Origin of the sequence: Elizabethkingia sp. YR214 (assembly GCF_003058195.1) — a bacterium.
Lineage (GTDB): Bacteria > Bacteroidota > Bacteroidia > Flavobacteriales > Weeksellaceae > Elizabethkingia.
The window spans coordinates 48436-68652 of sequence record NZ_QBUH01000001.1 but is presented as its reverse complement, the minus strand read 5'-3'; the positions used below and the strand labels follow the sequence as shown (position 1 = coordinate 68652).

The window sequence follows — 20217 nt, the reverse complement described above, 5'->3', positions numbered from 1 at the left end:
GTTAATTAGTGCTTAGTATTTTTTATTATCTAATATTTTACATGGCAAAGATATAATTATAAATTAGTATTATGCAATACAAAGTAGTAAAATATTTTTAATACTGAATTTAACTCATTGATTATCAGATATAAAAATTAACTACAGAAAATTACCTCTTTATCAATTAGACAATTGAGAGGTTAAAATTGTTACATGTTAAAGTGAAAAAATTATTCTTCTCTGTTTTTTTTTGCTAGAGATTTGTCTACCCAAATGGTTGCAAAAGGGAATAGGGCAGCTAAAAGTGCGAAAACAAAATCTTCGTCATCCCAGTTATAAATTTTTCTGGCAGGAAGACATAAAAGTAAGTATAGTGTAAAAAATAGACCGTGAATGTTACCAACAACAATAATGAAAATTGTGGATAATAATCCGTCCGGATCATAACGCTTCCATACCATGGCTATACAATAAAGCAGAAAACATGAAACGGCCTCTGCAATACAAATGTTTTTAAACCATTTGATAATTGTTTCTTCGGGGTATTTACTGAAATAGCGGTTGATAAATTCCATTCTGCTGCAAAGATAATGATTAGTTGTTAGAATTAGCAGCTGATTGTTGTTAGCTTCTCTGTAATTGAAAATGCTTCTGGCTCTAATTTATTTATAAAAATTACTTCCCTCCAGATATTCAAAAACTTCTGGTGGTAGCATTGGACGTACATTTTTACCGGCCTTAATCATATCTCTTATTTCCGTGGCAGATAGCTCTACAATGGGAGCTTTTACAAGGTGTATATTAACATCCTGGAGATACTGATCTGTATTTTTCTTTTCCGCGAATACTCGAGGATAAACAATTAATTCATGTTGGGCGATTAGTTGTTCATAATTTTTCCATTTAGGAAGACTCTCCAGATTGTCTTCTCCCATGATAAGACAAAATCCATGATCTGGAAATTTTTCGTGTAGATAGGTTAAAGTATCTATCGTATAAGAAGGGCGGGGGAGGCTGAATTCAATATCCGAAGCCTTTAGTTTTGGATAGCTTTTTACTGCAAGATTTACCATTTCCAGACGATTGTATTCATCCAGTAAATTGGCTTTAGACTTAAAGGGATTCTGGGGGCTTACTACAAACCATATTTCTTCCAGATCTGTATTTTCCAGAATATAATTGGATAAAATAAGATGCCCAATATGAATAGGATTAAAAGAACCAAAAAATAAACCTACTTTTTTCATGATGCAATTTTAGAAAAAATTAATGAAAAATAACATCTCTTACATTGAGATAGTAAGTTAGATTATCTTTCCAATGGTTCTCTTCAATAGTAAATGCAATATCAAAAGTTTTGGTTTTGAAGTCAGTGGCATGTTCTCCCATTTTGAAGGCCAGGCATTCTATTCCTTTTCTGGAAGAATCCTGAACTATATTAAATTTCAGATGGGAACTTTGCTTTCCTATTTTCCTTACATGGCCACTTACTCTGGCATTTTTAATTACCAAAACAGGTTTCATGTTTTCAGGGCCAAAAGGAGCCAGCCATCTATGGAACTGGAAAAAATCATTAGTTAAATCGTTCAGAGAAATTTCAGCATCAATTTCAATGCTTGGAGTTTTCTGATGCTCCTTTATTGAGTTTTTTACGGTCTCTTCAAATTTTGTTTTAAATGCTTCAAAATGCTTTTTCTCCATAGACAACCCGGCTGCTGCACGGTGTCCTCCAAATTTTAAAAATAAATCTGAACACACATCTAGTGCATTGTGAAGATCAAAGTCTGCTACAGAACGAGCTGAAGCAACCATTTCACCATTAGTACCATCTGTAAATACGAGCGTTGGTTTGTAATATAATTCGATTAGTCTGGATGCAACAATACCAATTACGCCTTTATTCCATTCAGACTGATAAACAATTGTACTGAATGTTTCCTCTTGTTTTGTCTCAATAACCTGATCAATTGCCTGCTGGGTCATATTACTGTCCAATTCCTTTCTCTCATCGTTTAGATTGACAATCTGATCAGCGATGAGGTGGGCCTGTTTAGCATTTTCTGCAATCATTAACTCTACGGCAGCCTTCCCGTGAGAAATTCTACCAGCCGCATTAATTTTAGGAGCAATTTCAAAAACGATATTTGAAATTGTAAAGTTCTGAAGCTTTTCGTAAGGAATTAAAATCTTTAACCCCTGTTTTTTTGTTTTACGCAGTTTATTGAGCCCCATTTTGGCAAACACTCTGTTTTCACCAGTTATAGGAACAATATCTGCAGCAATACTTATTGCCAAAAGATCTGTTAGATCTTGTAATTCGTGATCCGAAATTTTATAGATTGTATTCAGTGCCTGGCAAAGTTTATAACCAACACCACAACCACTAAGATCCTTATAAGGATATTCACAGTCCTTTCGCTTAGGATCAAGAACAGCTGCTGCTTTCGGAATCTCATCACCGGGAAGGTGGTGGTCGCAAATGATAAAGTCAATTCCTAGACTATTAGCATAGTCAACTTTGTCTGCAGACTTGATGCCGCAGTCTAATGCAATGATTAATGAAAAATCATTTTCTTTTGCATAATCTATCCCCTCAGTGGAAACGCCATAACCCTCCAGATTTCTGTCCGGAATATAAAAATCTAAATATTTCTTGTCACAGATTTTGCTAAGGTATAAGTACATTAATGCAACGGCAGTTGTACCGTCTACATCATAATCTCCAAAGACTAATATTTTTTCTCCGTTTTCGATAGCTGTAGCAATTCTATCTACTGCTTTCTGCATATCTACCATCAGAAAAGGATTGTGGATATCAGACGATTTCGGCTTGAAGAATTCTCTGGCTTTCTGGTAAGAATCTATACCCCGCATAACCAGAATTTTGGATGCTAAATAACCAAATCCCAGCGAAGAGCTGATACTATCTATTACGTCTTCGGAAGGGGTCGGTTTGTAGATCCATCGTTGCATCATAGGGTAACAAATATAGGAAATAAAAAGTGTATGTCTTAATAGTTTTACCAAAATTAATTTTGTAGTAATAGAAAATTGCTTATTTAAATCACTGGGTGGTGTTTAAAAATTGTATCTTGCGCGAACAACTTAAAAATACTATAAAATGAAAAGAATTATTGCAGGCGCATTAATACTGGGCGCTTTTTCAATGTCAAATGCTCAAATTAGCTTGGGCAAAATCACAGATGTTGCAGGAAAAGGGTTAAAGGCCCTAACTTTTAGTAATGCAGATGCTATTAATCTTTCCAAAGAAGCAGTGGAATGGATGGATAAAAATAATGCGGTAGCTGGACCAAAAGATCCATATACAATTCGATTGAATAAGCTTTTCGGAAAACATAAAACACAAGACGGATTAAACCTAAACTATAAAGTTTACAAAGTAAAAGATATTAATGCTTTTGCTTGTGCAGACGGAAGTGTAAGAGTTTTCTCTTCTCTAATGGATATTATGACTGATGATGAAATTCTTGCGGTGATTGGCCATGAAATTGGACACGTGAAGAATGAAGATACTAAAGATGCTATGAAGAGTGCATACATGAAGGCTGCAGCTCTTGATGCTGCATCTGCTACATCCAGAACAGTGGCGACTTTAAACGAAAGCCAACTAGGGAAAATGGCCAACGAAATGATGGATGCTGCCCATAGCAAAAAACAGGAATCTGAGGCAGATGTTTATTCATATGATTTTATGAAAAAGAATGGTTATAATGTTGTAGCGGAGTATACCGCATTCAAAAAATTAGCATTATTGTCGGAGCAGGGAGATAAGCAAAGTGGTTTTCAGAAAATGTTTAATTCACATCCAGATAGCGTAAAAAGAGCTGATGTGATTAAGAAAAAAGCTGAAAAAGATGGATTATGGAAAGATCCGGGTACAGTAACAATTCCGACAACAAAACTGACGAAATAAACTTAAAATTAAAAGGATGATCAACTGATCATCCTTTTAATTTTCTCTTATATTATAGAATTGATTAAGCGTAATATTGTTCTCTTAACTCTTTAACTTTTTTATCGTCAAGATACTCGTCATAAGTCATGTATCTGTCAATAACTCCTTTTGGAGTTAATTCAATAATACGGTTACAAACTGTCTGAAGCATTTCGTGGTCATGAGATGAAAGTAGAAGAGTTCCCTTAAAGTTCTCCAATGTGTTGTTCAATGTTGTAATACTTTCAAGATCCAAGTGGTTAGTAGGCTCATCAAGAACTAAGATGTTTGCTTTCTGCAGCATCATTCTACTAAACATACAGCGCATTTTTTCACCCCCAGAAAGAACCGTGGACGATTTTAATGCTTCATCACCTGAGAATAACATTTTCCCTAAGAACCCTCTTACATATTCCTCATGTCTTTCTTCATCGGTTTGAACGAACTGACGTAACCAGTCTACAAGGCTAATATTTTCTTTGAAGAAATCTGTATTATCCAATGGCATATAACTCTGTTTCGTGGTTACACCCCAATTAAACGTACCTTTATCTGCAGTGTCATTTCCAGTAATAATCTCCATGAACTCAGTAATAGCCATAGAGTTTTTTGAAAGAACGGCAATTTTATCACCTTTCTTTAGATTTAGGTTAATTCCGGAGAATAATAACTCGCCATCTTTCGTTTTTTCAAGATCTTTTACCTCAAGGATCTGATCTCCTGCTTCTCTTTCTTGTTCAAAAATAATTGCAGGGTATCTTCTGGAAGAAGGTTTAATATCCTCAATATTCAATTTGTCGATCATTTTCTTACGTGCTGTAGCCTGTTTAGCTTTTGCAACGTTAGAACTGAATCGTGCGATGAAGTCCTGTAATTCTTTTTTCTTCTCTTCAGCCTTCTTATTAGCCTGAGCTCTTTGCTTTGTTGCTAATTGTGATGCCTGATACCAGAAGCTATAGTTACCTGTATAAAGGTTAAGTTTAGAGTAATCTAAATCTCCAATGTGTGTACAAACGGCATCTAAGAAGTGACGGTCGTGAGATACAACGATAACGGTATTTTCGTAACCTGCTAAGAAATCCTCTAGCCATGCAATAGTATCGATGTCCAGGTCATTGGTAGGCTCATCCAAGATAAGCACATCCGGGTTTCCAAAAAGAGCTTGTGCTAATAGAACACGTACTTTATCCTGGTTTTCTAATTCAGACATCATTTTATAATGCATGTCTTCTTTAATCCCAACGTTTGAAAGCATGGTTTGTGCATCGGTTTCTGCTGTCCATCCACCCATTTCGTCATAAACAACACCTAGTTCTCCCGCTTTAATCCCGTCTTCATCAGAAAAATCTGGTTTTGCATATAAAGCATCCATCTCTTCTTTGATGTCAAATAATTTTTTGTTTCCACGCATAATGGTTTCCAGTACAGTGAAGTTGTCGTAAGCAAAGTGATCCTGCTCCAAAACTGACATTCTTTTCCCTGGCTCCAGAGATACATTACCTGTTGTGGCTTCCTGTTTTCCACTAAGTATTTTCAGGAAAGTAGACTTACCTGCACCATTAGCACCAATGATACCATAGCAATTTCCTTTTGTGAATTTTATATTGACGTCATCAAAAAGTACTCTTTTTCCGAACTGTAAAGATAAATTTGAAACTGTTAACATATACTTTTGTAAATTTGTGCAAAAATACGAAAGATTTCCCGATTATATGTCTTCGAGGAAAAATGTTAGTGTTTTGTTAAATTTTGGTATGAAAATTGAAAGAACTGTTAATATTGTAAACAGAAGAGCTCGCTTCGAGTATGAAATACTTGAAGAATATGAAGCAGGTATTGTTTTGTACGGAACCGAAATAAAGTCATTGCGTTCTTCTAAAGCATCAATTGCGGAAAGTTTTTGCCAGATGAAAGACGGTGAACTTTGGGTGGTCAATATGATGATTGATGAGTATAAGATGGGATCATTTTATAATCATAAGGCGAAACGCGATCGAAAGTTGTTATTACATAAAGGAGAACTTTCCCGTTTGGAGAAAAAAGTAAAAGATGTAGGGTTTACAATAATACCTTTAAAATTATATATAAATGATAAAGGTAGAGCTAAACTCCTTATTGGGTTTGGAAGAGGAAAGAAACTATTTGACAAACGTGAATCTATTAAAAAGCGTGAATCTGATAGAAATCTAAGCAGAATTCGAAAGAATTTTTAAAAAAACTTTGTTTAATACGTATTTTTATATTTATTTTGCATTATCAATTATTTAATCATTTAATTCTATGAAAAATTTAAAACTAGGAATTACAGCATTGGCACTTACGGTAGCCACTACTGCGTTCGCACAGACTACGAGCAATCCGTGGTTAATTGGTGTGGGTGCACATGGTGAAAACCACAAAGCACAAGCTAACAATTTCTCAAATACCTTCGGAGCTCAGAATCTGACTAAGAGGCTATTTAATTTGAATAATTTCTCTATTACTCCACCATTATCTAAATTAACTGTTGCTAGAAATATCAACAAATATTTAGTTGTTGACTTACAGGCTTCTGTAGGTAATGTTGGAAACAAGAAATTTGACATGGATAAAGAATTTTTCTTGATGGCTGGTTTAGGTCTTCAATTCAAATTCAACAGTCTATGGAATGAAGAGTCTTGGTTTGATCCATATGCAAGAGTTGGAGCTAACTACCTTAGACATGACTATTCTGGGTTAACTTTCCCTCGAACAGATGCTATGGGTGCTAACTATTACCCAACTTACAATGGTAATGGTGATCTAACAGGAAAGAAGAATTTCTTCGCTTTATCTACAGGTTTAGGATCTAACTTCTGGATTACTAAAAACTTCGGTCTTGGTATCCAAGGAGATTATGTAACTACTCCAGGTGATAAGTCTGTAGTTGCTAACTTCTGGCAAGCTTCTGCATCTCTATTATTCAGATTTGGTAACAGAGACAGAGATAAGGATGGTATCCCTGATAAAGATGACAGATGTCCAGATACTCCAGGATTACCTGAGTTCCAAGGATGTCCAGATACTGACGGTGATGGTATTCCAGATATCGACGATAAATGTCCTGAAGTTGCTGGTCCAAAAGAAAACCAAGGTTGTCCTTGGCCAGATACAGATGGTGACGGTGTGTTAGACAAAGACGATAAGTGTGTTAACGTACCTGGTCCAGTAGAAAATCAAGGTTGTCCTTGGCCAGATAGAGATGGTGATGGTATCCCTGATAAAGATGATAAATGTCCAGATGTACCAGGTGTTCCTGAGTACCAAGGATGTCCTCCAACATCTGTAACAGTAAATACAGAGCTTAAAGATATCTTATTCGATTTCAACAAAGCGACTATCCAGTCTGGATCTCTTTCTAAAGTAGATGCTGCTGCTACGATTATCAAAGGAGCTAAAGCTGAAAACTTCTTAGTGACTGGTTACACAGATGCTAAAGGTAACGCTGCTTACAACTTGAAATTATCTAGACAAAGAGCTGCTTCTGTGGTTAAAGCTCTTGAAGCTAGAGGTGTAAACGGAGCTAACTTGAAATCTGTAGGTGTAGGTGCTAAAGAAGCTACCGTTCCTGCTACAGCGTCTGATGCTGAAAGACAAAAAGATAGAAAAGTTGAAGTAAGAGCTATCTCTGGTGATACTGAGTGGGCTACTTACAAAAAAGATGACGTTACTGTTGTTAAGCCAGTAAAAAAAGGAGTGAAAAAATCTTCTAAAAAAGTTATCAAAAAGAAAAAATAATTAAAGTTTTTTCAATATAATAAACACCTCCACCTAGTGGGGGTGTTTTTTTATGCATGTACGTTGTGTAATTTGCTGATTAGTGATATTTTTGCACGTAAATAAATTCAGAAATGGGAAGAGCATTTGAATATAGAAAGGCCTCTAAGATGGCCAGATGGGATAAAATGGCAAAAACATTTTCCAGAATAGGAAAGGATATTGCTTTGGCAGTAAAAGCCGGAGGAACTGACCCGGATTCCAACCCTGCATTAAGAAGGTGTATTCAGAATGCTAAAGGAGCTAACATGCCGAAAGATAATGTTGAAAGGGCTATTAAAAAAGCTTCTGGTGCAGATGCAGAAACCTATGAAGAAATCACATATGAAGGATATGGACAAGGAGGCGTGGCTTTCTTCATTGAATGTACAACAAATAATCCTACAAGAACTGTTGCTAATGTAAGAGCTATCTTCAACAAGTTCGATGGTAACCTGGGGAAAAATGGAGAGCTTTCTTTTCTATTCGATAGAAAAGGAATTTTTACCATAGAAAAATCTCAGATCAAAATGGAGTGGGATGATTTTGAAATGGAAATGATTGATGGTGGAGCTGAAGAAATAGATCAAGACGAAGAAATCGTAATGGTTACAACAGCTTTTGAAGACTTCGGCACAATGTCTCATAAGCTTGAAGAAATGAAATTAGAAGTTCAGAATGCAGAACTGCAAAGAATACCTAACATGCATAAAGGTGTAAGTTTGGAGCAAGGCTTAGCTAACCTGAAAATGCTAGATCGTTTTGAAGAGGATGATGATGTACAAAACGTTTACCATAACATGGAAATGACAGAAGAATTACTTCAGAGCTAGTGATCTTATATAACTAAAAAGAGCCTGATTTTTCAGGCTCTTTTGCTTTTCTAAGGATAAACATCACTAACATCTTTCATATTGACCAGTACACTTCGTGAGAAGCTGCAATGTGGATATATTTTCCAATTATTTTCTCTGGCGAAACTTATAGCTTCAGCGACGAGCATTTGCCCATATCCATTACCTTCATGCTTCGGAAATACCATTACATAGGAAATAATAAGAATATTTTTTTCAGGCTGAATGGTATATGTCAATTTCCCTATTTCTTCATTATTCTGGTTAAAGGCACTGATGAATCCGCCGTTCTGGCTTTGTACCTTTTCAAATCTTAGATTTTCCATACACAACATGTTTTACTAAATATACGAAATTATTGTATACCTGTATAATAGTTGTAGTCCTGAATAACGATAGCAATAAACTGCTGATCTGTAATTTCTTGGGTGTTGTATGTAATACCTGTTGTCTGGCGTATTTTTTCGGCTAATTTTTTGATGATGCCCTGGTCGAAGGTATTCTTGGCTTTAACATAATTTTCCTTAATAATCCGCATGTCATTGTCAGATAAAGCAATTACCTGTGGGAATCTTGCGATATAATCCTGTGAAAGATTTACGAGTATTGTATGGTTGATGTTGTATTTACTTTTTAGTGTAATAACAGCAGTGCCTGCTGCCAGGTCACCCAAACGTTTATTGTGTTTATTGGTTACCATAGTTATAACACCTACGAGTCCGGAGCTGAACATGATGTCAATGAGCCTGAAAAACCAGCGCATAAAATAATCACCAAAACTAGCCTGGTAACCATCAGTTTTTACAACCCTTATTTTCATTATTCTTTTCCCGGGCGTTTGTCCTTCCATAAAACTTTCAAACAAAAGCGTATAGAGATTCACAGGAAGAGATATAATAGCAAAAATAGCCATCAATGACCACTGATCGGTTATTTTTAAAAGTTTAAAACCGAATATATATGCGATAATAAGGTAGATGACAACGAAATAGGCAACCTTAATTACCATGTCGATTATGAATGCAAGAATTCTCTCACCAATACTGGCAGGATCGAAACTGATATTTACATTTTGTGATGTATTTATATCTATTGAATTCATAATTTTTTGTTACATTAGCAAATATATGAGAGAAATCGCTTTCATCAAACAAAATAAAGAAAAATGGCTGGATATAGAGCAGGTGGTGTTAGGAAAAATAAAAAAAAATCCTGATGACCTGTCTTCGTTATATATTAACCTGATTAATGACCTGTCTTTTTCTCAGACTTATTACCCTAAAAGTAAGACAACTGTATATCTTAATTATCTCTCATCACAGATTTTTCAGAAGATCTATAAAACCAAAAGAATAGAGCAAAATAGATTAAAAGCATTTTTCATGAAAGAGGTTCCCCTTATCATGTACGAATACAGGAAGTATTTGTTACTTGCCTTTCTGGTTTTTGCTATGTTTACTACCATAGGTGTTATTTCTACACATTATGATTTGGATTTTGTCAAATTGATATTAGGAGAAGATTATGTCAATCAAACCCTAGAAAATATTAAAAAAGGCAATGCTGTTGCTATTTACGGAAGTGGATCTAACTGGGGAAGTGCTATTGGGATTATTCAGAATAACCTTGGGGTAGGTGCCAAACTTTATGCTTATGGTATTTTTGGTGGTGTCGGAACACTATTCGTGCTAATGCAAAATAGTATTATGCTGGGTACTTTTCAGTATTTTTTTCAACAACAGGGTGTATTAGGAGATAGTATGCGTGGAATATGGATCCATGGTGCTTTCGAAATATCAGCGATGGTAATAGAGGCTACTGCAGGTTTTATACTTGGTGCTTCTTTGCTTTTCCCAAAAACTTATTCGAGGTTGAATTCATTTAAAATAGGATTTAGGAATTCGTTTAAAATATTTGTAAGCACTATTCCGTTTACCATATTTGCCGGAATTTTGGAAGGTTTTGTAACAAGATATGCGTTGCAAATGCCACTAATTATCGACCTGGTAATTATCTTCGGGACACTAGGATTTATAATCTTCTACTACGCTATTTTCCCTTACAGGGTCCATAAAAAACTAAAACATGATGCAATTTTATAAAAAAAGAGATTTTGGAGCGCTTGTATCAGATACGCTTAATTTCTTCAAACTATATGGAAAAAATTATTTCAAAAATTACCTTACACTCAACGGTGGAATTATTATTCTACTGGTTGTTGTAATTGTAATAGGTTTTGGTGATTTTTTTAAGCAAGCTTTCGGATCCAATATAAATGGTGAAGCCTATTTATTTCAGGATTATTTTCAACAAAATCAAGGTTTATTGATAGGGGCATCGGTTCTTTCAATTATATTAATTATTCTGTTGTCTCTAATTTCATATTCATTTCCTGTGCTCTACATGAAGAGACTTGCTGAGACGGGTAATTCTAAAGTGACTATGAATGAAATGATAGAGGATATGAAAAAAAATCTGAAGAAATTTTTTATCTTCTTCATGGGTTCTATTTTTATCCTGACACCATTATTTATTTTTGCATTTATTATTTCGTCTTTTCTAATGATTATTCTTATCGGTTTCTTGCTGATTATGGCTTGTATCCCGGTAATGGTTAATATTATAAACTTCACCCTCTTCAATATGTATAATACCAATGATGGTTTTTTTGCATCCATTGGTATAGCATTTCGTATGCAGTTTTCCAAAAGCTTCTGGAAATATATAGGCTCCACCTTTATCGTTTATTTGCTGATTAATGTGGTTACAAGTATTTTTGCCTTTATTCCGATGATGTTTTTATATGGATATATTATTACGACTGTAAAAACTACTCCAGATGCACTTGGGTCGGATTCATCCTTTTTTATGACACTTATTGCCATTGTGTATGCCGTATCAATTGCATGTACTATTGTACTCAATAATCTGATCTATGTAAATGCTGGCTTCATGTATTATGACAGTAGAACAGATTTACACCGCAGTGTTACTTTTTCCGAAATCGATACTATTGGGTCTGGTGAATAATAGGATTGTATATATTATTTTTCTTTTTACACTTTCTGTACATGCGCAGAAGGTAGATACTATTGTTACTGCTGAATTGCCGCCAGTGAGCATGAAAAATAAGAAACAGTTAAAAACAGATTCTTTGCTCCAAAAAGGGTATGCTACTGAAAATGCAGTTTATTCGGGAACATTTGATGCAAAGCTTAGAGAAAAGTACAGCGGAAGCGATTTTGATTACTCGGTAAATAAGCCAAAAGAATCTTTATGGCAAAAATTCAAGAAATGGCTGGCTGAGCTATTTGATGATTTGTTCCAAAGTAAAAGTTTACAAGGAGCTAATGATGCTTTATATATTTTGTTAAGAATTGTAGCCATAGTTCTTCTCGGTTTTGCATTGTATCTTATTGTAAAGTTCGTTCTTGCAAGAAATGGTAACTGGGTGTTTAGTAAGAAAAGTAAAAAGCTGAATCCTGAGGACAGAACAATAACAGAAAATATTCATGAACTTGATATTCCGGCTTTAATTAAAAGCTATGAAGAGAAAAAGGAATACCGATCTGCTATAAGATACCAGTTCCTTTACCTGCTAAAGCTTATGACTGATAAGAATATGTTGGAGTGGGATCCTGAAAAGACAAACAGAGATTATATCCGCATGCTTAATGGTAATGCTTTGCAATCCGATTTTCAGAAGCTCTCTTTTGTATTCGATAATATATGGTATGGAGAGCGTAGCATTACCGAAAATGAATATGCCATTTTCAGAAAACAATATCAACAGACACAACAAAAAATATGAATAGGACACTAAAGTTATATCTCATTATTTTTGCTGTAGTTGTAGGACTTCTGGCAGTATTGCAGGTGAATAAAAAACCATTGATTGACTGGCGAAAAACCTATTCTGTGATAGATAAAAAGCCTTTCGATTTATATGTGTTTAATAATGAGGCTAACCAATTATTCAACAAGAAGTTGAAAAAAATTGGTGAATCACCTTATCGTTACTATAGTAAGGATTCTCTTCAGCGTCTACACAATATATTGATTATTGAAAGAGAACTGGATAAACAATCTTGGATAAAGATACTGAAGCAAGCTAAAAGAGGAAATGATGTGATGGTTATTTCCGAAAATATACCATATGATTTAGTGGATACTTTAAATCTCACAACAAGATTGCTAAGCTCGGACACGATAAATTATCTGACGTTTACAGATAAAAACCGCAAAGGAAGTATAATGCTCAACAGGCTTCCAAATGGAAATGTGATTCCGTTGATTGATATAAAAACGACGGAGATTCTGGGAAGTAATCTATTGAAAGGCCGTAATCATTCCTATGCAAACTTTGTAAAAGTAAAAACAGGTAAAGGAAATATTTTTATTCACATAGAGCCACTGGTTTTGACTAATTATTACCTTTTACAAAAAGGAAATGAAAAATATGTAGAGGAAATGTTTTCATATCTGCCGAGAGACAGGGATACCTTATGGTTTATGGAAAATCAAAATTTGCAATCTATATCACCATTACGCTTTATTTTAAGAAATCCGCCATTACGCTATGCCTGGTATATATTTTTAGTTGGATTCTTGGTATTCATAATATTCCATGCTAAAAGAAAACAGCGTATTATTCCCATAATAAAGCCATTGGAGAATACCTCAGTGGAATTTGTAAGAAGTATAGGCAATCTTTATCTGAATGAAGGAGATGCAAAAGATATGATGCAGAAGAAAGTTACCTATTTTCTAAATAAAGTACGTACAGATCTCCTGATAGATACTTCTGCCATAGACGATGTCTTTGTTAACAGATTACAACTGAAAACAGGGAAACCTAAAGAATTAATAGAGCAAGCGGTTATACTAATGCAAAGAAGTAATAATCCCTCTTCAAATATAACAGAGCAGGATCTGATTAAATTAAACGAAATATTAGACAAAATATACAAATAAGAATATGGAAGAAAATCAATATACCCCAATACCTGAAAGTACTCCGACAGAATCACAAAATCCGGAATTTCAATCCAGAATTGATATGACGGCACTGAAGAATAGTCTGGATAAAGTAAAAACAGAAATTAATAAAGTAATTGTTGGTCAGGATTCCATGATAGAGCATTTGCTGGTAGCATTGCTGTCTAACGGGCATGTTCTGATAGAAGGTGTGCCAGGAGTTGCCAAAACAATTACAGCTAAGCTATTGGCCAAAACAATTGCTGTAGATTTTAGCAGGATCCAGTTTACACCAGATCTTATGCCCTCTGATATTTTGGGAACAGCAGTGTTTAATGCAAAAACAACAGAGTTTGAATTCAAGAAAGGGCCTATATTTTCTAATTTTATTTTAATTGATGAGATTAACCGTTCTCCTGCAAAAACTCAGGCCGCACTTTTCGAAGTAATGGAAGAGAGGCAGATCACTATGGATGGGCGAAAATATATAATGGAAGAACCTTTTCTGGTTATTGCCACTCAGAACCCAATAGAGCAGGAAGGTACCTATAGATTACCAGAAGCGCAATTAGACCGATTTTTATTCAAAGTTAATGTTGGATATCCGACGCCGGAGCAGGAAGTTCAGATTATCAAGAATCAGCACCAACTAAAAGTTGACGATAAAACTGAACAAGTTCAACCCGTATTAACAGCTGAAGAATTAAAAAGATATCAGACTCTTATAAAAGATATCATTGTTGAAGAAAATCTTCTGGAATATATTGCCAGAATTGTCGTGAACACAAGAGAGAATCCTTTCCTGTATTTAGGGGCTTCGCCTCGGGCATCTTTAGCATTGTTAACGGCATCTAAAGGTTTCGCAGCGATTAACGGTCGTGACTTTGTAACTCCTGATGATATAAAAGAAGCTGCAGTAGCAGTATTGAGGCATAGAGTAATTGTTACTCCGGAGCGTGAAATGGAAGGACTGGGTGTAGAAGAGGTAATTAAACAAATACTGGAATCCATAGAAATTCCGAGGTAACTTTTAGTTGGTAGTAGCTAGAAGTTAGTAATCAGTAATATGAAGAATTTTAAAGAATTACTAGTTTGGCAAAAAGCAATAAATTTTGTAACTATTATTTATAAGATAACTGATTCTTTTCCTGAATCAGAACGTTTTGGATTGATCAATCAATTAAGAAGAGCGACTGTTTCTATCCCTTCAAATATTGCAGAAGGATGTACAAGGCGTAGTAATATAGATTTTATGCAGTATTAAAGATTGCTAGAGGAAGCGCTGCCGAAGTAGAAACACAAATTATTATATCTTATAATTTAAAATTTATTAATCAAAATATTTATACTGAACTTATTAATCAAATTGTAGAAATATCAAAAATGTTAAATGGTTTAATTTCTTCATTAGCTAAGCCAACTGAAGACTAATGTCTGGTAACTAATAACTGATAGATTGATTTTATGAAAAAACTATATATCAATAATCTTTTTTTTCTACTGCTTGGTATTATAGCAGTAGTATATGTTTTTGCATTTTTCCTCCCGTTTGTAATGTGGGTGGCACATGCTGGATTATTGTTATTGGTGTTGATGACCTGTATTGATATTTTTATTCTATTCAGAGAGAAAAACGGAGTAAAAAGTAACAGGATTCTGCCAGAGAAATTATCGAATGGAGATGAAAACCTTACTAAGATTGACCTTAGGAACAATTATCCGTTTAGTATAAAAGTAAAGGTTATCGATGAGATACCATTTCAGTTTCAGCTTCGTAATTTTGAAATTCATAAGGATATAAAACCTTACGGGAATACCCTTTTTGAATACCCTCTTGTGCCAAAAGAAAGAGGTGAATATCAGTTTGGAAATCTTAATATATATGTCCGTTCTCCATTGGGGCTTGTTGCAAAAAGATATAAAACTCAGGATGGACAAATGGTACCAAGTTATCCATCATTTATTCACCTCAGAAAATATGAGCTCATGGCTATGCAGAATGAATTTTTGTTAGGGGGAATAAAAAAGATCCGTAAAATTGGTCATACCATGGAATTTGAACAAATTCGTGAGTATGTAACCGGTGACGATATCCGTAGTATAAACTGGAAAGCGACCGGAAAGCAAAACCGGTTGATGATTAATCAGTACCAGGAGGAAAGAGCACAAAGGGTATATATGCTGATAGATAAGGGACGGACGATGAAGATGCCATTTAATGGTTTGTCATTGCTGGATTATTCCATTAATGCATCTATGGCTTTAGCGCATATAATTCTCAAAAAACAAGACCGTGCCGGGGTAATGACTTTCTCCAAAAAAATGGAAAATACTGTTGCTGCAGAATTAAAAGCGGGACAGATAAAGAAAATAGCCGAAGCACTCTATAATATTAATACTAATTTCTACGAATCAGATTATAGCAGGCTTTATACCGATCTGAAAAGAAAAGTGACGCAACGAAGCTTGATACTTCTCTTTACCAACTTTGAGACGTTGGATGCGCTGAAACGTCAGCTTCCATATCTCAGAGGAATTGCTAAAAGCCACTTGCTGGTAGTTGTATTCTTTAAGAATGCTGAGGTAATGAAGATGATGGATCATAAAAATGCACAGAAAACTCAGGACGTTTATGATCAGATTATTGCGGAAAAATTTGAGTATGAGAAAAAACTGATTCGTCAGGAGCTTCAGAAATATGGTATTTATTCGGTCTATACTCTTCCTGAAAATTTGAGTATAGAAGTTATCAACAAATATCTGGAAATTAAAGCCAGGGGAATACTCTAGTTATATTAATTCAAATACCCATTATTTGTTTCCTTTTCATGGAAGCATGTTTTTATTTATTAATGATGAAATAGATTTATGAAAGAAATAAAGAACTCAATCGAGCAAGAGCAGACTAATATAAAGTCCTCTGAAAAGGTCAAAAATTTAATTAGCATATTTAGGGTTCTGACATTTCTCGCCTCTGTTTTTTCAATGATTAAGTATTTTCAGGATAAAGAGACTTTGTATCTGTTTTTAACCTGTCTGTCATTTATACTTTTTTTAGTATTATTATTTATATCAGCTCACTATCAGCAAAAAATCAATTATAGTAAAAGGGTTATTGAGGTTTGCAAACAAATAACTGAAGAGTTTTCTACGAATACCCAAATTGAAGGATCAGATATAAACAATTACCACTCCTATAATAAAGATTTGGATATTTTCGGTGAACGCTCCCTGTTTACTAAAATAGATAAGACATCAACTTGTTTAGGAGCAGATACACTAAGAGATTATCTGTCCAATCCACTTACGCAATGCAAAGAAATTGAGCAAAGACAGGAAGCTGTTCAAGAATTGTCTCAGAAACCGGAATGGAGTATACGTTTTCTGGCAAATGCCAAGTCGCTTGAATTACAAGATAAAAGTCTGCTAACAAATAAACTGTCTGTGGACTTTCCATGGAAGCTTGTTAGTACAATACTGATCGTGATTCCTGTAATTAATATTTTATTACTAACATTAGCTATTCTGAAGGATTTTTCACCTGTTTTTCTGGGGGTATTTTTAGCATTTTCCATTATTAGCTTACTTGTTATCAATAGTAAATACAGTAAGCAACTTAAAAAAGCCTATAGCGTTGTTAGTCTAAAATCAGAACAGTATAGCAGATTCTCAGAAATTTTTCAGTTAATAGAGAAAGAAGCCTTTCATACAGAATTAAATAAAAATCTTCAGACAAAGCTTACTCATCCGTTGGCTTCTTCATGTATTAACAAATTATCCGGTATAAAAAGAAATTTGGATAATGGACATACACCTCTGTTTGGATCAATTGCGAATCTTTTGTTTCTATGGAACCTGAGGTATACAGTAGAGCTGGCAAAATTAATGAGCCTGCTTAATGAGCATATTGATAACTGGTTTGAGACTTTCGCTGAGTATGAAGCATTGATATCTTTTGGCATTTTTGCCTATAAAAATCCTCAATACAATTATCCGGTCTGTAGAGAAGATATCAGTTCATTACAATGTAAAGATATAGTTCACCCATTATTAGACTCCGAAAAAGCAATTGGTAATGACTTTACTATTGGAAACACTAAGAATATCTGTATCGTTACAGGGGCCAATATGACGGGTAAAAGTACTTTTCTCCGAACTATAGGTGTAAATCTTGTGCTGGCAATGAATGGTTGTCCGGTCGGAGCAGAAGAGTTTGTTTTTAGACCGATGCATATATTTACAAGTATGAGAACAAGCGATTCCTTATCAGATGGAAGCTCTTATTTTAATGCAGAAATAAAAAGGTTAAAAAGTTTAGTGGAAACGCTGGAAGAAAAGGTTCCGCTTTATATTATTCTCGATGAAATTCTGAAGGGAACAAACTCTACAGATAAGTTGGAAGGCTCTCGACTGTTTCTGAAGAGGATAATGGATATTAATACAGACTTTACTTGTATTATTGCTACCCATGATTTGCCACTTACAGATATGGCTGAAACTTATCCGGAAAATATTTCCAATCTTTGTTTCGAATTGGATGAAAAAAATGGAGAGCTTATATCTGACTACAAACTAAAATCCGGTGTTACCCAAACAATGAATGCACTGAGGTTAATGAAGGCCTATAACATTATAGATTAGACAAGCTTTCTTTTCCCTTTTTGTGATAAAAAGAAAAAGAATGGGCAACAATGTCCATTCTCTTTCAACTAGTGTGTTTTTGTTTCTTTTTATCATGTATGTTTCTGATTACAAATTTCCAGTTATTTTTTCTAATGGTTGCGTTGCTTCGCATTACAATGCGCCTACATAAATTTTTTTTCACGTATACAAAATGTCTACATTTTTTGTAAAAACCTAATTATTATATGTTTATATATATGTATTTTTGTATATAAAGATTTTATGAGTTTGCAAAAAATGAATAAAGTTGTATTATCTGTCATTTTATTATTAATGTCCTGCTTATATTTTGCCCAAAGTGATAAGGATGTTAATCAACAACTTGTTTATACCCTTTTATATGGTAATGAGAAAGCCAAGGCAAAAGAAGTTATAGAAACAGAGTTCTTAAAATCGGATAATGACTCCAGAAAAGTTATTGGTTACGTCTATTTGGCGGACTATTATGCTTTGCTAAAAGATGTAGTAAAAAGAACAGAAGCTTTGGAGAAAGCTCAGGATATAGCTTCAAAAACTAAGAACGCTATAGACAAAGCTTATGTGGATCAGGGCTATGCTAAATATTATCAGAAGCTGGATAAGGACGAGTTATTTGTAAAGTCAGTTAATGAAAGCATTATTACTTTTAGTAAATATCCCCATGAGAATTTCATCCTTGCAACATTGTATTTTCTTAAATATAATTATTCCACAAAAAAGATGCTCAATAAGTATGGTGAAGATGACTATACCAAAGCAAACCAATATGCATTAAAATCTAAAAATAATTTATTAATTAACTCAACCTATAATAACCTTGGGTATTATTATCGGAAAAGATATGAGTTATCAAATGAAAAGAAATTTCTTGCCTCCGCACAGGAAAGTTATCAGAAATCCTACCAATATGCTTTGCTGGTAAAAGAACCAGCTGCCCAGAAAAGATCATTAATTGCTTATTATCTGAATTATGGTGTAATGGTTAATACTGTAAAACCTGTGGACTATAATAAGTGTTTGGAATTGTACAATAAAGTACTAACACTGAACAAAGATGATGACAATTTTGAGCAGTTTACAACATTTGCCTATAATAATATTGGCTATGTATATGAGGCAATGGGTAAAAATGAATTGGCAAAAGAATATTATTTAAAAGCTTATTCTTTGTCAAAGAATGATAAAGAAATATTCCTGAGTGATAAAATGGAGATCCTTGAAAATCTTTCGCGACTGCATGAAAAGATAGGCCAACCGGAAAAGGCTCTTGTGTATGAAAGGGATGCCAAAAATCTGATTAAAAATTATAGTGAAGAACAGTCTCAGAATACAGCCAAAACATTGGACGTCTTTTATCAGGCACAACAAAAGAACCAACAGATACAGCAATTGGAAGAAAAGAATAAAATGTTTAATAAACGGAAATTTCTTTATCTGGGAATTATTCTTCTTTCTATAGCCACTATAATCTTTCTGATTTATACCCTTAGATATAAACAAAACCTGTTGGTAGCTGAAAGAAACGAAACTGAGCTTCTTTTACAGCTTGAGCAGGAAGAAAAAGCCCGTATGAAAGTAGAGCAGGAATTATGGGCGATACAACAGGAGCAGCTGCAGAAACAGGCATTGGCAACATCACTTCAACTAAACCAAAAAAATACCTTTATCAATGAGTTGAAGGAAAAGGCTAAAGATATAAAAGACTTTAATCTGGATCGTATTCTGAAGGAAGAGCAATCTTCCGATACCAACTTTAGTGCAATACAAAACATTGTACAAGAAGTTCATCCTAATTTTTTCAAACGTCTGAATGAAGTGTCTAAGAGTAAACTGACCAATCAGGATCTTAGATATGCCGCCTATATTTACCTGAATATGGATAACCTGCAGATTGCAAGTGCTCTGAAAGCAGATCCTAAAACAGTAAGAATGACTAAATACAGGCTAAAACAGAAAATAGGTTTGGCCAAAGAAGAAGATCTGCAGGCTTTTATACAAAACCTGCAGTTATAA

The 20217-nt window shown here is 34.4% G+C and carries 18 protein-coding genes and 1 pseudogene; 13 read left to right on the top strand and 6 right to left on the bottom strand.

Translation table 11 applies throughout. From position 1 onward, the window contains the following. Nucleotides 1-212: 212 nt before the first annotated feature. The 3 genes from C8J95_RS00290 to recJ all read right to left on the bottom strand — a co-directional run bounded on the left by C8J95_RS00290 (nt 213) and on the right by recJ (nt 2958). Nucleotides 213-557, bottom strand: coding sequence for a DUF3817 domain-containing protein (locus tag C8J95_RS00290; RefSeq protein WP_107807152.1), 345 nt, complete (start codon nt 555-557; stop codon nt 213-215). Nucleotides 558-644: 87 nt separating this feature from the next. Continuing rightward, complete coding sequence (gene nadD, locus C8J95_RS00285) at nt 645-1229, bottom strand: nicotinate (nicotinamide) nucleotide adenylyltransferase (RefSeq protein ID WP_107807151.1); 585 nt, start codon at nt 1227-1229, stop codon at nt 645-647. A 19-nt stretch (nt 1230-1248) separates the two neighbouring features. After that, nucleotides 1249-2958 carry a single-stranded-DNA-specific exonuclease RecJ gene (gene recJ, locus C8J95_RS00280; RefSeq protein ID WP_107807150.1) on the bottom strand — a complete coding sequence of 570 codons (1710 nt, stop codon included), beginning with the start codon at nt 2956-2958 and terminating at the stop codon, nt 1249-1251. Nucleotides 2959-3103: 145 nt separating this feature from the next. Here recJ and C8J95_RS00275 point away from each other — a divergent pair, with 145 nt between their 5' ends. Next, the gene (locus C8J95_RS00275; RefSeq protein ID WP_107807149.1) at nt 3104-3916 is read left to right on the top strand and encodes a M48 family metallopeptidase; all 813 of its coding nucleotides are present in this window, start codon (nt 3104-3106) and stop codon (nt 3914-3916) included. A gap of 64 nt (nt 3917-3980) precedes the next feature. Here the strand turns inward: C8J95_RS00275 and C8J95_RS00270 are convergent, their stop codons facing one another. Continuing rightward, a complete protein-coding gene (locus C8J95_RS00270; protein WP_107807148.1) occupies nt 3981-5603 on the bottom strand; it encodes an ABC-F family ATP-binding cassette domain-containing protein in 1623 nt (540 codons plus the stop codon). Between the two features lie 88 nt (nt 5604-5691). Between C8J95_RS00270 and smpB the strand changes: the two genes are divergently transcribed. The 3 genes from smpB (at nt 5692) to C8J95_RS00255 (ending at nt 8544) form a co-directional block, all read left to right on the top strand. Beyond that, nucleotides 5692-6150 (top strand): SsrA-binding protein SmpB, encoded by a 459-nt coding sequence (smpB, locus tag C8J95_RS00265; RefSeq protein WP_024565639.1) that lies wholly within the window; start codon nt 5692-5694, stop codon nt 6148-6150. 67 nt (nt 6151-6217) lie between these two features. Further along, nucleotides 6218-7693, top strand: coding sequence for an OmpA family protein (locus C8J95_RS00260; RefSeq protein WP_107807147.1), 1476 nt, complete (start codon nt 6218-6220; stop codon nt 7691-7693). A gap of 113 nt (nt 7694-7806) precedes the next feature. Then, nucleotides 7807-8544: a YebC/PmpR family DNA-binding transcriptional regulator gene (locus C8J95_RS00255; RefSeq protein WP_009087243.1), complete on the top strand. Its 738-nt coding sequence runs from the start codon at nt 7807-7809 to the stop codon at nt 8542-8544. A gap of 50 nt (nt 8545-8594) precedes the next feature. Here the strand turns inward: C8J95_RS00255 and C8J95_RS00250 are convergent, their stop codons facing one another. Next, entirely contained in the window at nt 8595-8891 is a 297-nt protein-coding gene (locus C8J95_RS00250; protein WP_107807146.1) for a GNAT family N-acetyltransferase, read from the bottom strand. A 29-nt stretch (nt 8892-8920) separates the two neighbouring features. After that, the gene (locus tag C8J95_RS00245) at nt 8921-9667 is read right to left on the bottom strand and encodes an RDD family protein (protein WP_107807145.1); all 747 of its coding nucleotides are present in this window, start codon (nt 9665-9667) and stop codon (nt 8921-8923) included. A 25-nt stretch (nt 9668-9692) separates the two neighbouring features. Between C8J95_RS00245 and C8J95_RS00240 the strand changes: the two genes are divergently transcribed. From C8J95_RS00240 to C8J95_RS00200, 9 genes and pseudogenes are all read left to right on the top strand, one after another. Then, a complete protein-coding gene (locus C8J95_RS00240; protein WP_107807144.1) occupies nt 9693-10667 on the top strand; it encodes a stage II sporulation protein M in 975 nt (324 codons plus the stop codon). After that, complete coding sequence (locus tag C8J95_RS00235; protein WP_255412686.1) at nt 10651-11595, top strand: hypothetical protein; 945 nt, start codon at nt 10651-10653, stop codon at nt 11593-11595. The genes C8J95_RS00240 and C8J95_RS00235 overlap by 17 nt, the downstream gene beginning before the upstream one ends. A gap of 91 nt (nt 11596-11686) precedes the next feature. Further along, on the top strand, nt 11687-12376 hold the full coding sequence (locus C8J95_RS00230) for a DUF4129 domain-containing protein (RefSeq protein WP_255412685.1): 690 nt from the start codon (nt 11687-11689) through the stop codon (nt 12374-12376). Then, the gene (locus C8J95_RS00225) at nt 12373-13539 is read left to right on the top strand and encodes a DUF4350 domain-containing protein (RefSeq protein ID WP_107807141.1); all 1167 of its coding nucleotides are present in this window, start codon (nt 12373-12375) and stop codon (nt 13537-13539) included. Before C8J95_RS00230 ends, C8J95_RS00225 begins: the two co-directional genes overlap by 4 nt. A gap of 4 nt (nt 13540-13543) precedes the next feature. Continuing rightward, nucleotides 13544-14569 (top strand): MoxR family ATPase, encoded by a 1026-nt coding sequence (locus C8J95_RS00220; protein ID WP_078402938.1) that lies wholly within the window; start codon nt 13544-13546, stop codon nt 14567-14569. 39 nt (nt 14570-14608) lie between these two features. Next, nucleotides 14609-14973 (top strand): annotated as a pseudogene (locus tag C8J95_RS19140) (four helix bundle protein). Nucleotides 14974-15006: 33 nt separating this feature from the next. Continuing rightward, nucleotides 15007-16332 (top strand): DUF58 domain-containing protein, encoded by a 1326-nt coding sequence (locus tag C8J95_RS00210; RefSeq protein ID WP_107807140.1) that lies wholly within the window; start codon nt 15007-15009, stop codon nt 16330-16332. A 78-nt stretch (nt 16333-16410) separates the two neighbouring features. Then, entirely contained in the window at nt 16411-18183 is a 1773-nt protein-coding gene (locus tag C8J95_RS00205; RefSeq protein WP_107807139.1) for a DNA mismatch repair protein MutS, read from the top strand. Between the two features lie 264 nt (nt 18184-18447). Next, nucleotides 18448-20217 carry a tetratricopeptide repeat protein gene (locus tag C8J95_RS00200; RefSeq protein WP_255412683.1) on the top strand — a complete coding sequence of 590 codons (1770 nt, stop codon included), beginning with the start codon at nt 18448-18450 and terminating at the stop codon, nt 20215-20217.

What these genes read in the sequence shown, in the direction of transcription:
- C8J95_RS00235 (WP_255412686.1), top strand. Translation starts at nt 10,651, where the DNA reads ATGATGCAATTTTATAAAAAAAGAGATTTTGGAGCGCTTGTATCAGAT.
- C8J95_RS00225 (WP_107807141.1), top strand. Translation starts at nt 12,373, where the DNA reads ATGAATAGGACACTAAAGTTATATCTCATTATTTTTGCTGTAGTTGTA.
- smpB (WP_024565639.1), top strand. Translation starts at nt 5,692, where the DNA reads ATGAAAATTGAAAGAACTGTTAATATTGTAAACAGAAGAGCTCGCTTC.
- C8J95_RS00250 (WP_107807146.1), bottom strand. Translation starts at nt 8,891, where the DNA reads ATGGAAAATCTAAGATTTGAAAAGGTACAAAGCCAGAACGGCGGATTC.
- nadD (WP_107807151.1), bottom strand. Translation starts at nt 1,229, where the DNA reads ATGAAAAAAGTAGGTTTATTTTTTGGTTCTTTTAATCCTATTCATATT.
- C8J95_RS00270 (WP_107807148.1), bottom strand. Translation starts at nt 5,603, where the DNA reads ATGTTAACAGTTTCAAATTTATCTTTACAGTTCGGAAAAAGAGTACTT.
- C8J95_RS00210 (WP_107807140.1), top strand. Translation starts at nt 15,007, where the DNA reads ATGAAAAAACTATATATCAATAATCTTTTTTTTCTACTGCTTGGTATT.
- C8J95_RS00200 (WP_255412683.1), top strand. Translation starts at nt 18,448, where the DNA reads ATGAGTTTGCAAAAAATGAATAAAGTTGTATTATCTGTCATTTTATTA.
- C8J95_RS00255 (WP_009087243.1), top strand. Translation starts at nt 7,807, where the DNA reads ATGGGAAGAGCATTTGAATATAGAAAGGCCTCTAAGATGGCCAGATGG.
- C8J95_RS00220 (WP_078402938.1), top strand. Translation starts at nt 13,544, where the DNA reads ATGGAAGAAAATCAATATACCCCAATACCTGAAAGTACTCCGACAGAA.
- recJ (WP_107807150.1), bottom strand. Translation starts at nt 2,958, where the DNA reads ATGATGCAACGATGGATCTACAAACCGACCCCTTCCGAAGACGTAATA.
- C8J95_RS00230 (WP_255412685.1), top strand. Translation starts at nt 11,687, where the DNA reads ATGAAAAATAAGAAACAGTTAAAAACAGATTCTTTGCTCCAAAAAGGG.
- C8J95_RS00245 (WP_107807145.1), bottom strand. Translation starts at nt 9,667, where the DNA reads ATGAATTCAATAGATATAAATACATCACAAAATGTAAATATCAGTTTC.
- C8J95_RS00240 (WP_107807144.1), top strand. Translation starts at nt 9,693, where the DNA reads ATGAGAGAAATCGCTTTCATCAAACAAAATAAAGAAAAATGGCTGGAT.
- C8J95_RS00260 (WP_107807147.1), top strand. Translation starts at nt 6,218, where the DNA reads ATGAAAAATTTAAAACTAGGAATTACAGCATTGGCACTTACGGTAGCC.
- C8J95_RS00275 (WP_107807149.1), top strand. Translation starts at nt 3,104, where the DNA reads ATGAAAAGAATTATTGCAGGCGCATTAATACTGGGCGCTTTTTCAATG.
- C8J95_RS00290 (WP_107807152.1), bottom strand. Translation starts at nt 557, where the DNA reads ATGGAATTTATCAACCGCTATTTCAGTAAATACCCCGAAGAAACAATT.
- C8J95_RS00205 (WP_107807139.1), top strand. Translation starts at nt 16,411, where the DNA reads ATGAAAGAAATAAAGAACTCAATCGAGCAAGAGCAGACTAATATAAAG.